Consider the following 15,162-nt stretch of genomic DNA (forward strand, 5'->3'; position numbering starts at 1 on the left):
TTTTTTTCGTTCTTGCCGACAATTTACAATTTCTTTCTACCCAATTCTTCAGTTCTTTGTACTATAATGAATAAGAATGTGAGAAAAGGGTGAGGAATCTTCAAAAAGAATGAAACCTTTATTTTTGCATACTCGTAAATAGAGGTAGAAAGAATGGAAGGATGATAAGATGACGATTAAGCAACTGTTGGTAGGGTTTGTTTCGTTAATTGGAATTGCCATTTTAGCTTTATTTTTAATTACTGGCTGGTATATTGTCGACGAGTCAGAGCAAGCTGCCCTGATTACCTTTGGTAAGGTGGACGAAACGATTACAGAACCCGGTCTTAAATTTAAAATGCCTTGGCCGATTCAAAAAGTGGAGATTTTATCCCGGGGTACATATAACCTTCAAGTAGGTTATCAAGAAAATGAAGGTGAACTGATTGAATTTACGAATGAGGCCAAAATGATTACGGGCGATGAAAATATTTTATTTGCTGATTTGGCCGTCCAATGGCGGATTACCGATCCGGAGCAATTTCTATACAGTACGGAGGATCCACAGGAAGTGCTCTACAATGCAACTTCTGCTTCATTACGCGGGGTGATCGGCAGCTCGAATATAGATGATGCGCTGACCGATCAGCGTCCAGAAATCGAAGCGAAGGTTTTCGAAAATCTCGTTGAATTGCTGGAAGTGTACCAGATCGGCGTGAGCATTCAGGATGTGAAGCTTCAGGACGTTGAGCTTCCGACTGAAGAAGTGCGCCGCGCCTTTACGGAAGTGACTGACGCGCGTGAAGAGCGTTTAACAAAGATTAATGAAGCGACGAAGTACCGCAATCAAGAGATTAATGTCGCCGAAGGGGAAAAGGACGCGATTATGTCCAGGGCAGAAGGAACGCGTACCGAGCGAATTGAGCGGGCCCGTGGGGATGTCGCCCGATTTGAGGCGCTTTATGATGAGTATTTAGTCAACCCTGAAGTCACACGCCAGCGGCTTGTGCTGGAGACTCTGGAAAATGTATTGCCGTCTACAGAAATTTATATTATGGACAGCAACGGGGATACAGTAAGTTATTTACCGATTCGACCGCTTGAGCGGCGCGCGGAAGCTGCTGCAGAAGGAGGAACGAACTAAATGAGCGATGAAAACATTGTCGATTTAAATGAACGCCGTCCTAACGGAGAATGGCGTAAATATATTAAGCTTGCGGCAATTGCTGCTGTGTTAATTGCCATTTTGGCGATCATTATCAGCAACCTCTTCATTGTCGAAGAAGGCGAATATAAGGTAGTTAGACAGTTCGGGGAGGTCGTACGGATCGAAGACGAGCCGGGATTAAACTATAAGCTGCCATTCATTCAATCGGTGACGACATTACCGAAATATCAGATGGTGTATGATATTCCTCCAGCTGAAATCAACACGCGTGATAAAAAGCGGATGCTCGCCGATCATTATGCGATTTGGAAAATTGACAACCCGCAAATGATGATCGCCAATGCCCGCACTTTGGAGCAGGCAGAAGCGATCATGGGTGAATTGATTTTCTCCGCGATTCGGGCGGAGCTCGGGCAGCTCGATTTTGATGAAATTATCAACGAAGAGATGACGCCGACTAGAGGAAACTTTAATGAACTCGTGCTTAACCGGGTGAATGAAGCTCTTGAACGAAACAATTACGGCATTCTTTTAACGGATGTCAGAATGAAACGAACAGATTTACCTACTGAGAATGAAGAAGCGGTTTACCGCCGGATGATATCGGAACGTCATTCGACAGCTCAGGAGTATTTGGCGCAAGGGGAAGCAGAAGCGAACCGGATTCAGGCCAATACCGACCGGGAAGTGAAAGAAATGATTGCGACGGCGACAGCAGACGCCAATGAAATCATCGGGGAAGGGGAAGCAGAAGCCGCGCGCATTTACAATGACGCATTCGGCCGCGACCCGGAATTTTACCAGCTGTACCGCACTCTCCAATCCTATGAAACAACAATCGGCGACGACACCGTCATCGTACTACCGGCCGACTCCCCATACGCCCGCATCCTGATGGGGTATATTGATTAAGAGTTTTTGCCAAAAGGGTGGATTTTGCCCTTTTGGCAAAAACTCGAAGTAGTGAGCGAAGTCTGCGCGAGGGTTTAAAAAGTCGCTACCGAAGCGGGTTTCTTCGGTAGCGACTTTGCGCAGAACGAAGCCACAACTAGCTTTGAGCCAAGGAACGGTTTTTTCCATGGCGCCCGGGCGGAGTCCTTGCCAAGGGAAAGGTTGGAGTTTTTCAAAATTCAGGGGCGTGTTAAAAGGAAAGCAAATCCTTTTGACATGCCCTCTTTTTCTCATTTTTACGCGCCTATGCTACAATAGAAGCAGCGAAAATTGAAACAGAGAGGAGCCTTTCGATTGAAGAAGCTCATATTAATAGATGGAAACAGCATTGCGTATCGCGCTTTTTTTGCCTTGCCTTTGTTAAATAATGACAAAGGTGTTTATACGAATGCTGTTTACGGTTTTACAACGATGCTGTTGAAAATCATTGAAGAAGAGAAGCCGACGCATATGCTCGTCGCCTTTGACGCGGGCAAAACGACGTTCCGTCATCAAACCTACAGTGAATATAAGGGTGGCCGGCAGAAGACGCCGCCTGAGCTGTCCGAACAGTTTCCTTTGGTGAGAGAACTGCTTGATGCCTTTAACATCGCCCGTTATGAAGCTGATAATTACGAAGCGGATGACATTATCGGAACATTAGCGAAGCAGGCGGCAGGAAAAGACTGGGAAGTAAAGATTTTTTCAGGTGATAAAGATTTGCTGCAGCTCGTATCGGAACGAATTACGGTTGCCTTGACGAAAAAAGGAATTACTCAAGTTGACTATTACGATCAAGCATTGCTCGACGAAAAATACGGCATAACAGCTGAACAAATTATCGACATGAAAGGTCTGATGGGAGATAGCTCCGACAATATTCCCGGAGTGCCGGGGATTGGGGAAAAGACGGCGCTTAAGCTGTTAAAGGAGTTTGGTACGGTAGAAAAGGTGCTTTCCTCGATCGATCAAATTTCAGGCAAGAAGATGAAGGAACGGCTTGAAGAGCATAAAGAGCAGGCTTTGATGAGCAAAGAGCTGGCGACGATTTACACGGAGGTGCCTTACGAGAAGGAACTGGAAGAGCTACGATTCGGCGATTACGATTCGAAGCAGGTTGTCGCTCTGCTGAAGGAGCTTGATTTTTCATCGCTGCTGGCGAAATTTGCCTACGACGACACGCAGGAAGAGGAAAAAGAGCTTGCTGCGCTCGACTATGAGACCGTTAGTCAAATTGAAGAAAGACATTTGACGAGTCCGGCGGCATTAATTGTAGAAGTATTGCAGGAAAATTATCATCAGGCTGAAATCGAAGGAATCGCCATCTCAAACAAAGAAGGTCATTTTTTCGTGCCGACAGAGGTAGCCTTACAGTCGGAGCTGTTCCGCAAATGGGCGAAGGATGCAACAGCGAAAAAGTGGGTCTTTGACGCAAAGCGGACGGTTGTCGTGCTCGGCTGGCGTGATTTGCTGCTTGAAGGAATTGATTTCGACGTGCAAATGGCTTCTTATTTGCTTGATCCGTCGCTCTCCTCCCATGAAATAACCGATGTGGCGAGGCGGAAGGGGATCGAGGATGTGCAGGAAGATGAACTCGTATACGGGAAGGGAGCGAAGCTGAAAGTGCCGGAGCAGGACAAGCTTGGTCTGCACCTTGCCCGCAAAGCGCACGCGCTTTATCAGCTCAAACCGCTACTGGAAGAAGAACTGCAGAAGAACGAGCAGGAGAAGCTTTACCGCGAGCTCGAAATGCCGCTTTCCGTTATCCTCGGTCATATGGAAACGACCGGTGTGAAGGTTGATACGGAGCAATTGAAGGCGATGGGCGAAGATCTGGAAGGCAGACTTCAGGAGCTTGAGCAGACGATTCATCAGCTTGCCGGTGTTGCTTTCAATATTAATTCGCCGAAGCAGCTCGGGGAAATTTTGTTTGAAAAGCTCGGGCTGCCGCCAATCAAGAAAACAAAGACCGGGTATTCGACTTCAGCTGATGTATTGGAAAAGCTGGCGCCCCAGCACGAGATTGTTGAGCATATTTTACATTACAGACAGCTTGGCAAATTAAGCTCGACGTATATTGAAGGACTGCTTAAAGTGACGCGGAAGGAAACAGGGAAAGTCCATACCCGCTTTAACCAGGCATTGACACAAACGGGTCGCTTAAGCTCAACCGATCCGAACTTGCAAAACATCCCGATCCGTTTAGAAGAAGGCCGGAAAATCCGCAAGGCCTTCGTGCCGTCTGAACAAGGCTGGAAGATCGTCGCTGCCGATTATTCGCAAATTGAACTGCGCGTCTTAGCGCATATTTCCAAGGATGATCGGTTGATCGAAGCGTTCCGGAAGGACATGGATATTCACACAAAAACAGCGATGGATGTCTTTCATGTCGAAAAAGAGGAAGTGACGGCCAATATGCGACGGAGCGCGAAAGCCGTGAATTTCGGCATCGTATATGGAATCAGTGATTACGGATTGTCGCAAAGCCTCGGTATTACGAGAAAAGAAGCGGCCTCCTTTATTGAGCGCTATTTTGCAAGCTACCCGAAGGTAAAAGAATATATGGACACTATCATCGAAGAAGGAAGGGAGAAAGGCTATGTGTCGACCCTTCTGCAGCGGCGCCGCTATTTGCCGGATTTGACAAGCCGTAATTTCAATAAACGCAGCTTTGCCGAACGGACGGCGATGAATACGCCGATTCAGGGAACGGCTGCCGATATTATTAAAAAGGCGATGATTGATATGGCCGCCGCGCTCGATGATAAGAAGCTGAAGACGCGCATGCTGCTGCAAGTGCATGATGAATTGATTTTTGAAGTGCCGGAAGCGGAGCTGGACGAGGTGATGAAGCTCGTTCCGGATGTGATGGAACAGGCGATGGAGCTTGCGGTTCCGTTGAAAGCCGATGTGTCATTCGGCGATACATGGTATGACGCGAAGTAAGGAGAGAGAAGGATGCCGGAACTACCAGAAGTTGAAACAGTCAGAAGAACATTGGAAACACTCGTTTTAAACAAAACGATTGACGCCGTCGAGGTGAGATGGGCGAATATTATTAAGCAGCCACGCGAGGTTGAGCAGTTTCAGGATGCCTTAGTGGGCCAGACGATTCGTGCGATGAAGCGAAGAGGGAAGTTTTTGCTGTTTATGCTGGATGAACTGACACTTGTCTCTCACTTGCGGATGGAAGGGCGCTACGGGCTTTATCAGGCGACCGATGAGGTGCTGCCACATACTCATGTCCTGTTCACCTTTACCGACGGGACTGAGCTTCGTTATCAGGATGTGCGGAAGTTTGGGACGATGCACATTTTTAAAAAGGGTGAGGAGGAGGGAGCACTGCCTCTTTCGCAGCTCGGAATTGAGCCGTTGTCGGATCGGTTTACATCGGCGCTTTTATATGAAGCAACCCGACATAAAAACAGGTCAATAAAAGTGTTCTTGCTTGATCAAAAAACAGTGGTCGGACTTGGAAATATTTACGTCGATGAAGCGTTGTTTCGCGCTGGCCTTCATCCTGAAAGAACGGCGGCTTCCTTAACGGAAGAAGAGATTGTCCGGCTTCATCAGGCGATTATTGCGACATTGCAGGATGCCGTTGACCAGGGAGGAAGCTCGATCAAGTCCTATGTCAACGGCCAAGGAGAGATGGGAATGTTCCAACAGCAGCTGCAAGTATATGGAAGAAAAGATGAAGCTTGCATCCGCTGCGGGACTGTCATTAGCAAAACGGTTGTTGGCGGACGAGGAACGCATTTCTGCGCAAACTGTCAAAAAAAGTAACGTACATCGAATAGGCCCCTGCCATATACTATCATAGCGTTGAAAAGGAAGGGGCTTATCACGATGATTGAAATAGTTTCCTTATTGACTCTTGCCCTTGCCGTTAGTCTTGACAGCTTTGGTGTCGGATTAACCTACGGGTTGCGTAAAATGAAGCTTCCTTGGCGATCCTTGCTGTTTATTGCGGCGTGTTCGGCTGTTTCGATTTTGGTTGCGATGTTTTTTGGTACGATCATGGAAGCCTACCTCTCGCCGGAGGTGGCAGGGTCTATTGGAGGAATCATTTTAATAACGATAGGAGCCTGGGCCCTTTATCAAGTCTATAGGCCAGCGAAAAACACTGAAAAAACAAAAGAAGATGAAGTCATTCTCAACTTTGAAATTAAAGTGCTCGGTGTCGTGATACGTATTTTACGGAAACCGATGATTGCCGATTTTGACAATTCGGGGACGATTAATGGACCTGAGGCGTTACTGCTCGGAATTGCGCTATCCCTCGATGCTTTTGGAGCAGGACTTGGCGCTGCGCTGATCGGCTTTTCTCCTGTCTGGATGGCGATCAGCGTCGCCGGTATGAGCGCGTTGTTTATTACGCTTGGGATGAGAAGCGGCTACCGCTTTTCTGATTCACGATGGTTGAAGAAATTTTCATTTTTGCCTGGTCTATTGTTGATTACATTAGGGGTGTGCAGCTTGTAAGGAGGATGCGTCTTGTTTATTGGCTTAACAGGTGGAATTGCCAGCGGGAAATCAACGGTCAGTGCGATGCTGCGTTCTTATTCGATTCCGGTCATTGATGCCGATCAGGCGGCGCGCGAGGTTGTCGAGCCGGGAACTGAAACGCTGGCGCAGATTGTCGATCATTTCGGCCCGGATGTGTTGAATAAGGATGGAACACTTGCGCGAAAAAAGCTCGGGGCGATTATTTTTCAGGATGAGGCTGAGCGGAAGGTGCTGAACGGGATCATTCACCCGGCTGTCAGGAAGCGGATGGCCGAATGGAAGGACGATTATCTCGCTCAAGGGGAGACGACAATCGTGTATGACATTCCGCTTCTGTTTGAAAGTGAGCTATTTTACTTAGTTGATAAAGTGCTGCTTGTTTATGTTGATCAACAGACGCAGCTTTCCCGGCTGATGGCACGTGACCAGGCGGGGGAAAGCGACGCGCGTAAACGAATCGCGTCGCAAATGCCCTTGGAGGAAAAGCGTAAGCAGGCGGACGCGGTTGTTGACAATTCAGGGTCGAAAGAGGAGACTGAGGCACAGCTGAAAGAAATTTTGCGGCGATGGGGAGTCAGCGTGTCCTGACAGCTCATTTCAGGTTAGTGGAGCCGGTTAAAAGGCGATTTGCCCTTTTTACCGGCTCTTTTTTCGTTATGGAACGACTGGAAGTCATTCGATTTCTTTTGTTTTGGGTCATTTGTAACCTGACATTCATCCAAAAATGCAACAAATTTCACTTTTGGGCAGAAAATAATCGTACTTAATCATATAATGTGATATACTATTTTTGAAAATAGAGGATATAAAGTATAGCTTATTTCTGAGAGGAGTCGTTCTAATGAAGGCAAAAGCAGCCATTAATGGATTTGGGCGGATTGGTCGAATGGTATTTCGAAAGGCAATGCAGGAGAGAGAAGTTGAGATCGTAGCGATTAATGCGAGCTACCCTGCAGAAACGCTGGCTCATCTCATTAAGTATGACAGCATACATGGAACCTTTCCTTTAAAGGTGGAGGCGAAAGAGCATTCGCTTATTATAGATGGAAAAGAAATTCAACTGCTTCAATCAAGAGATCCGCGTGAGCTGCCGTGGAAGGAGCTTGGCGTCGATATTGTCATTGAAGCAACGGGGAAATTCAAAACACGGGAAACTGCAGGCTATCATCTCCAGGCCGGCGCAAAAAAGGTAATCATCACCGCCCCGGCGAAGGAAGAGGACCAGACAATCGTGATTGGCGTTAACGATCAGTCTTATGATAGCGACAAGCACCACATTATTTCAAATGCGTCCTGTACAACGAATTGCCTGGCTCCTGTCGCCAAGGTGCTTGACGAAGCGTTTTCGATTGAAAGCGGACTGATGACAACGGTTCACTCCTATACAAATGATCAGAAAAATATTGACAATCCGCACAAAGATTTACGACGTGCCCGTGCCTGCGGACAGTCGATTATTCCGACTTCGACCGGGGCAGCCAAGGCGATTTCAAAAGTGCTGCCGCAGCTCGAAGGGAAGCTGAACGGAATGGCGCTTCGTGTTCCGACACCGAATGTTTCACTTGTCGATCTTGTCGTGACCGTGCGGCAGGACGTAACCGTCGAGGAAGTCAATTCAGCGTTGCAGCAGGCGGCCGCCGGTTCTTTGAAGGGAATTCTTGGCTTTACCGATGAACCGCTTGTATCGATTGATTTTAACGGGGAAGAACAGTCGTCGGTCATTGATGGCTTGTCGACAATGGTCATGAATAAGCGGCAAGTGAAAGTACTTGCCTGGTATGACAATGAATGGGGCTATTCCTGCCGCGTTGTTGATCTGCTTCATCTTGTCGCCCAAAAGCTGTCAGTAAAGGAAGAGGTTCATTCTGCTTCCTAAAGCAGTTGCGATCAATGCATAGTGCCGGGCGCTTCGAGACATGCTAGTAGGGGCTGGGTAGGAAGCTCGGTTGAGATAAAAAACATGGCGCTGCCTTAGCCCGGGGAAAAAGGGAAAATCCACCTTTTGCCCCGGGCTCCTTCCTTTTTGCTGTTGTGATGGGACGAGTATCCTTGCTTGGCAAAAGTCTTCAAAAAAATTTAATTCTAACTGTTGCAATCAATTTACAAACGAAGTATACTGATTTTCGTGAACTTCAATTACAGTTAATTAGGGATGATTCTTTTGCAGAAAGGGTTAGGACCTCTTTGGACTAACTTTCCCCCGTGTAAACAGACGTTCCTACATGTTTGAGAAGGCATGACATTTCTTTGTAAAGGGGGATTCAACTTATGGACACAATGGGTCGTCACGTCATTGCTGAGCTTTGGGGTTGTAACGTGGAGAAGTTGAATAATATGAGCTATATTGAACAGGTTTTTGTGGATGCTGCATTAAAGTCAGGAGCGGAAGTCCGGGAGGTTGCTTTCCATAAGTTTGCGCCGCATGGTGTGAGCGGGGTCGTGATTATCTCTGAATCTCACTTGACGATTCACAGCTTTCCAGAACATGGCTATGCGAGTATTGATGTTTATACGTGTGGAGATCGCATCGATCCTAACGTGGCATCTAATTATATTGCGGAGGCCCTTGGAGCTACCACAACAGAAGTGATTGAGGTACCTAGAGGAATGGGCCCGGTCAAAATTGAAAAATCAAAAGTACAAGCACTATAAGAAGAGGGGTGTCCTAAAAGCGGTAGCTTTTGGGGCACCCCTTTAAGCAATTCCGTCCTCTTTTTACGCTTTGGCAAGCTGGGTATGGTATGATAAGGACATCAAGCCAACAAGGACAGGAGAGGAAATAATGGCGCTGAAGGATACATTCGGGCAGCTCTTTAGCAAACGGACGGAAACAGCTGAACGTCACCCGCTGAATGAACTGAAGACCCGCTACTATAAAACGACGAAGGACAAGGCGCTCGAAGCAGCCGAGAAGGTTATCCAAGAGCAGCAATGGACGGTGAAAAGAGTCGAGGCGGAGCGCGGTGAAATTGTCGCGACAAGCGCAAACGGGAAAACCCTTTTTATCGTGACGGTCATTACGGTCAAACCATTTCGGACAGCAGTCGATGTGTCCTGCTCGATCGATACCGTGCTCCCGTCGGATTTTGGACAAAGTCGGAAAGCGATAATGGCTTTTTACAAAGCATTAGATCAAAATTTGCCTTACATAGGGTCAGGTTTAGGGGACGAATTATCATAACGATGCTTGTCAGCGATTCCTTTTTTCTATATGATGAAAGATAATAATGTTAAAGTACGACTGGGGAAAGTGGAGATGATTTAATGCGTTGTCCTGCCTGCCACCATAATGGAACTCGGGTTCTTGATTCAAGACCAAGTCATGAAGGGCGCTCCATTCGCCGCCGCCGGGAATGTGAAGCCTGCAATCACCGCTTTACGACGTTTGAGATGGTCGAAGAGGTTCCTCTTATCGTTGTCAAAAAAGATGGAACGCGGCAAGAATTCAGCCGGGATAAAATCATTCGCGGTTTGATCCGGGCATGTGAAAAAAGACCGGTCTCGCTCGAAACACTTGAACAGATCGTCGGCAGTGTTGAACGGGAGCTGCGCGGCAGAGGAAAAAACGAAGTACACAGTCATGATGTCGGAGAGCTGGTCATGGAGCGTCTTGCGGATGTCGACGATGTCGCTTATGTACGTTTCGCATCGGTGTACCGTCAATTTAAAGATATTAATGTGTTTATTAAAGAGCTGACCGATTTGATGAATAAGAACGAGTAACAATGGAGCTTAAAGCGAACTAGCGCTGCAAGCTCTTTTTACGCTGCTTTGACTTGCTCATATCAATCAGGAAGCATGACAGACATCATGAAAAGGAGGGGACCTTTGGTGACATGGCATTGGAAGGAGTTATTACCCGTTGATCGATTTACGGTTCGGACGCGCTATTACCTGGCCGAACAGGATCGTTTGACGCTTACTTTATTGTATCAGCCTTTAATCGGAGCATGTGCCCACAGCCTCTACATGACGCTTCTTTCCCAGCTTGAACGTGATCAATACTGGAGCGGGGAGCTTATTCATCGTCAGCTGATGCTTTTGCTCGGCGAGTCGCTTGAGGTGATTTATGAGGAGCGGAAGAAGCTGGAGGCGATTGGTTTATTGAAAACCTTTAAGCGCAAAGACGAGGAAGGGTCAACGTATTTATATGAATTGCAGCCTCCGATGACACCAAAGCAGTTTTTTGAAAATGATGTTCTTAGCGTTTATTTGTTTAATCGGCTCGGCAAAACGTATTACCGTCAGCTGCGTGAGCGCTTCATGCTTGATGAAGTGGCCAGTGATGACTATACAGAGCTGACATACGCCTTTGATGAGGTGTACGCGTCGCTCCATCATTCTGAAATGGTCTCGAACCTGAAATCGGAAACGGGGAAGGTGCTGCATATTGATGAGCGAAAAGCGCTCATAAGCAGGCAGGATGAACAGGATGTCACCTTTGTTTCGAATCAATTCGACTTTGAGCTGTTTGAAAAAAGCTTATCGAAGTCGATTGTCCCGGACTCGGCGTTGACGGAAGAGATCAAGTCGGCGATTATCAGGCTCGCCTTTGTCTATAAAATCGAGCCGCTGGAGATGAGCAGTATCGTCCAACAGACCTTTATCCATGAGGAGGAGGTCAACAGCGAGCAGCTGCGCAAAAAAGTGCAGGAGTGGTACAAAATTGAACAAGGGACAGAGCCGCCCGCTCTCGGCTTGCGGACTCATCCAGTTAAGGATCGGATCATGGCTGACCGTGAGCCTGCGACAGAGGAAGAGCGGATCATCCATTTTTATGAAACGACGCCACCACTTACCTTGCTTGAAATCCGCTCTGACGGCGCCAAAGTCGCAGCGGCGGATGTTAAAATAATAGAATCGCTTATGCTTGATCATAAGCTGCTGCCAGGCGTGATCAATGTGCTGCTCGATTTTATTCTTTGGAGTCAGGATATGAAGCTCAGCAAGGCGTTGGTCGATAAAATCGCGAGCCATTGGGCAAGAAAAAAAGTACGAACGGTGAAGGAAGCGATGGAGCTTGCCCTCTTCGAGCAGAATAAGTCAAATCAAAGCAGCAGGCGGTCCGGATCTTATCCGAAAGCATCAGCAAAAGGCAAAGCAAACCCGCGGCGGGACAAGCTGCCGAAATGGCTGCTCGCCGAAAAGCAGAAAGAGCAGGACGCTAAAGCGGAGGTCCCTTCTTCCGCCAAGCGAAATGAACTTCCCGCATCAGGGGATAAAAGCTTTGAGGAGATGCTGGAGGAGCTGAAGAAAAGTAAGGCGGGGAAGGGAGAGAGCTAAGTGAAATCAATTCAATCATCGCTAACGGACTGGATGCAAAACAGCAGCCTGAGAGAGCGGCTTGACCGTGCCATGCAGGAATTGCTGACGGACCCCTTCGTCCAGTCTGCTTTACAGCGCAATCCGGACATTAACCAGGAAAGCATCGAGCAAGGTCTTGTTAAATTATATGAATTTCGCAAGGAAAGCTATCATTGCGAGACGTGTCCGGGGCTTGCGAACTGTCCGAACATGATGAAAGGCTACCGACCGGAACTGATCAGCCAAAAAGGGGCGCTCGACCTGCATTACCATCCGTGCCACTTGAAGCGTGAAGAGGATGAAAAGAAGCAGCAGCAGCAGTTAATGCGCTCTCTCTATGTGCCGAAGGAGATTCTTGCAGCGAGCTTTGATACGCTTGACCGCGATCAGGACAGGGCAGAGGCCTGCCGCAAAGCGCTTGCGTTTGCGCTTCATGCCAATCCCGGCGAGAATGGCGAGGGACTTTATCTTTATGGGAAATTCGGCGTCGGCAAAACACATATTATGGGCGCAGTCATGAATGCGCTAAAGAGCAGGCGGATCGGCTCAATGATTGTGTATACGCCTGATTTTTTCCGGGAAATGAAGCAGGCGATCGGCGACGGCAGCTTTCAGCAGAAGCTGGATATGGTCAAAAGCGTTCAAGTGTTAATTCTTGATGACATTGGCGCCGAGACGATTTCCGGCTGGATTCGCGATGATGTGCTCGGCGCGATTTTGCAGCACCGCATGCTTGAAAAGCTGCCGACCTTATTTACGTCCAATTATGATTATGAGGAGCTGGAGGAGCATCTCGCTTACTCGGATCGCGGCGGGACCGAGGAACTGAAGGCGAAGCGGATTATGGAGCGGATCAAGCATTTCACGGCGTTTGTGACGGTAGAAGGGAAAAACCGCCGCTCACGTTAGATAAATCAGCTTTTCTATGATACGATAACAGTATCCTATTTTGAAAGATTCGGGGGTTACGATATATATGAGCATTGATGCGATTTTAGAGCGCGCGGTCAATGGTGAGCGTTTGTCGATGGAAGATGCGGTTGCTCTTTATGAGAGCGACGAAGTTGAAAAGATGGGCGAAGCGGCGAATACGATCATGAAGAAGTGGCATCCGGAACCGATTACGACATTTGTCATTGGTCGAAATGTCAATTATACGAACTTTTGTGACACGTATTGCCGTTTTTGCGCGTTTTACCGGGCGCCTGGCAGCAAGGAAGGCTATGTGTTAAAAGATGAAGAGATTTTCAAAAAAATAGAAGAAACCGTCGCTGTCGGCGGAACGGAAATTTTAATGCAGGGAGGAACGAATCCGGATCTCCCTCTCAGCTATTATACCGATTTGCTGCGCGAAATTAAAAAGCGCTTCCCAATTTGGATGCATTCCTTTTCTCCGGCTGAAGTATGGAAGATCGCCGAAGTGTCAGGTCTTGGCGTCGAGGACGTTTTAAGGGAGCTTCATGAAGCAGGACTGGACAGCATGCCCGGTGGCGGAGCGGAAATTTTGACGGAGGAAACGAGGCTCCGGGTCAGCCGGTTGAAAATCACGTGGGAGCAATGGATTGAAGCGATGGAAGCTTCGAAGCGCGTCGGGATGTTTGGCTCGGCGACGATGGTCATCGGCTTTGGCGAATCCTATGAGGAGCGCGCTTTGCATCTCCAGCGTGTCCGTGACGCTCAAGATCGTTCAAATTGCTTTACCGCCTTTATTTCCTGGCTGTTCCAGCCGGAAAATACAGGAATGTGGAAAACGAAAAAGCTCAGCTCGCGTGATTATTTAAAAAATGTCGCGATCTCGCGGCTGTTTCTCGATAATATCGCCAATTTTCAATCATCCTGGGTAACGATGGGCCCGGAGATCGGCAAGCTTTCCTTGCAATACGGCTGCAATGATTTCGGCAGCACGATGATGGAGGAGAATGTCGTCTCGGCAGCGGGTACTACACATAAGGTCAACACGAACCAAATTCTCAAGCTTATCCGTGAAGCAGGGAAAATACCGGCTCAGCGCAATACGAAATATGAGATTCTTCACCTGTTTGAAGGCGAGGAGCAGGCGGAGAAAGACTTTATTATGCAAAACTAAAAAACGCAAAAAAGCTGTTTCCAGAGGGAGAGCCTCCGGGACAGCTTTTTTTAGGAGGAAGAACGTATAAACATTTTCGGGATGATTCGGGGCGGGGCGTCGGCTTCGCGCGCCGCTGCTAAGAAAAAACGCTCTTTTCGCATATTCCCCATCATGTTTTTTGGAAAACGGTCATAGGATGGAGTAGAGCCTGTCTGAATACGGTTATGGAAAAATGAAGCAGAAGAAGTTCGTTAGACGGTAAGGGGGAATAAGCGTTGATCGCAATCCATTTTGAACAGACCGATGATTGCAAGCAGCTGTTAGATCAGCTAAGAACGTATATCCGAAATTACGCTGCCTATGGATTGGAAGGAACGGTGAAAAGGGAAGGAGAAACAACGATTTTACTGAACTATGAAAATCAGTTTGTTAATTTCTATGATTCCTTTCATCCATTGCTCGTTTCCGTGCTGACCGATTATGTGATCAGTACGAAGGAAGAAGAGTGGCTGCTCGATATCGTCGAAACGATGTTCTATTTTACAGCCAAGGAGGAGCAACAGGAAATTATCACCATTGCTCGAGCCATTTTAGAAGGAGATCGCGATGATCTGCCGATGATGAAGACGTTTTTCAATCGCCGCGCCTATATTTATGAAGCATTTGCCAATCATGTCGAAGAAGAAACGAGCTTCTTTTATGAGCCATTTCTGACCTTTCGTCTGCGGGAGTATGGGGAGATGCTGATTGATTGTGTGGAAATGGCGATTGATGAATATATGCTTGAGCAGGAATATCAAAATATGATTGCTGACCTCCGGCACTATGTGAAATCACATCAGCCGAAATTTTCATGTTTGCATATTGTCCATGATCAAGGCTTCACACTCTATGATGAGCATTTTCGTCGTTTGACACGGGAGGAGCTGCTGTTTCACTTGAATGTGGAGCTTATGTTTGAAGAAGCGCTTGAGGTCGAGGAAATGGTTGTCAGCCCGCTCGTCAGTCTGCTGCCGGGGAGAGTTTATCTTTTCACCGATGAGCCGGATGACGGTGTCATCCTGACGCTGCAGGCGATTTTTGAAGAAAGATTGCGCCTTTATCCACTGCGGGCTTACGAGCCAGAATCAACCAACTTTTGAAATCCTCTTGATTTTCCAGCTTGCGCTCCCTATAATACTACATATCAACAGTCAAATGAGTA

14 protein-coding genes are annotated in these 15,162 nt (G+C 47.6%); all 14 read left to right on the forward strand.

Annotated features, from left to right (window positions below; all coding sequences use genetic code 11):
- Positions 1-169 precede the first annotated feature (169 nt).
- On the forward strand, positions 170-1,123 hold the full coding sequence (gene hflK, locus ABMB67_RS10335) for an FtsH protease activity modulator HflK (protein ID WP_251223817.1): 954 nt from the start codon (positions 170-172) through the stop codon (positions 1,121-1,123).
- A complete protein-coding gene (gene hflC, locus ABMB67_RS10340) occupies positions 1,124-2,059 on the forward strand; it encodes a protease modulator HflC (protein WP_251223818.1) in 936 nt (311 codons plus the stop codon). It abuts the gene before it with no gap.
- Positions 2,060-2,392: 333 nt separating this feature from the next.
- The gene (gene polA / locus ABMB67_RS10345) at positions 2,393-5,023 is read left to right on the forward strand and encodes a DNA polymerase I (protein ID WP_354572011.1); all 2,631 of its coding nucleotides are present in this window, start codon (positions 2,393-2,395) and stop codon (positions 5,021-5,023) included.
- A 12-nt stretch (positions 5,024-5,035) separates the two neighbouring features.
- Positions 5,036-5,863, forward strand: a complete 828-nt coding sequence (gene mutM, locus ABMB67_RS10350; RefSeq protein ID WP_354572012.1) for a DNA-formamidopyrimidine glycosylase — start codon at positions 5,036-5,038, stop codon at positions 5,861-5,863.
- 63 nt (positions 5,864-5,926) lie between these two features.
- On the forward strand, positions 5,927-6,562 hold the full coding sequence (gene ytaF, locus ABMB67_RS10355; protein ID WP_251223821.1) for a sporulation membrane protein YtaF: 636 nt from the start codon (positions 5,927-5,929) through the stop codon (positions 6,560-6,562).
- 12 nt (positions 6,563-6,574) lie between these two features.
- On the forward strand, positions 6,575-7,174 hold the full coding sequence (coaE, locus tag ABMB67_RS10360) for a dephospho-CoA kinase (protein ID WP_354572013.1): 600 nt from the start codon (positions 6,575-6,577) through the stop codon (positions 7,172-7,174).
- 253 nt (positions 7,175-7,427) lie between these two features.
- On the forward strand, positions 7,428-8,462 hold the full coding sequence (locus ABMB67_RS10365) for a glyceraldehyde-3-phosphate dehydrogenase (RefSeq protein WP_354572014.1): 1,035 nt from the start codon (positions 7,428-7,430) through the stop codon (positions 8,460-8,462).
- A gap of 392 nt (positions 8,463-8,854) precedes the next feature.
- Positions 8,855-9,238: an adenosylmethionine decarboxylase gene (gene speD / locus ABMB67_RS10370; RefSeq protein ID WP_285890606.1), complete on the forward strand. Its 384-nt coding sequence runs from the start codon at positions 8,855-8,857 to the stop codon at positions 9,236-9,238.
- 130 nt (positions 9,239-9,368) lie between these two features.
- Positions 9,369-9,767 carry a DUF1499 domain-containing protein gene (locus ABMB67_RS10375; RefSeq protein WP_251224678.1) on the forward strand — a complete coding sequence of 133 codons (399 nt, stop codon included), beginning with the start codon at positions 9,369-9,371 and terminating at the stop codon, positions 9,765-9,767.
- Positions 9,768-9,850: 83 nt separating this feature from the next.
- Positions 9,851-10,309 carry a transcriptional regulator NrdR gene (gene nrdR / locus ABMB67_RS10380; protein WP_251192397.1) on the forward strand — a complete coding sequence of 153 codons (459 nt, stop codon included), beginning with the start codon at positions 9,851-9,853 and terminating at the stop codon, positions 10,307-10,309.
- A gap of 108 nt (positions 10,310-10,417) precedes the next feature.
- Positions 10,418-11,869, forward strand: coding sequence for a replication initiation and membrane attachment family protein (locus tag ABMB67_RS10385; RefSeq protein WP_251224679.1), 1,452 nt, complete (start codon positions 10,418-10,420; stop codon positions 11,867-11,869).
- Positions 11,870-12,799: a primosomal protein DnaI gene (dnaI, locus tag ABMB67_RS10390; RefSeq protein WP_354572015.1), complete on the forward strand. Its 930-nt coding sequence runs from the start codon at positions 11,870-11,872 to the stop codon at positions 12,797-12,799.
- A 67-nt stretch (positions 12,800-12,866) separates the two neighbouring features.
- Complete coding sequence (gene mqnC, locus ABMB67_RS10395; protein ID WP_354572016.1) at positions 12,867-13,976, forward strand: cyclic dehypoxanthinyl futalosine synthase; 1,110 nt, start codon at positions 12,867-12,869, stop codon at positions 13,974-13,976.
- Positions 13,977-14,233: 257 nt separating this feature from the next.
- Complete coding sequence (gene ytxC / locus ABMB67_RS10400) at positions 14,234-15,100, forward strand: putative sporulation protein YtxC (RefSeq protein WP_251224682.1); 867 nt, start codon at positions 14,234-14,236, stop codon at positions 15,098-15,100.
- Positions 15,101-15,162 lie beyond the last annotated feature (62 nt).

The organism is Halalkalibacter oceani (assembly GCF_040544555.1).
GTDB classification, from domain to species: Bacteria; Bacillota; Bacilli; order Bacillales; family Bacillaceae_D; genus Halalkalibacter; species Halalkalibacter oceani.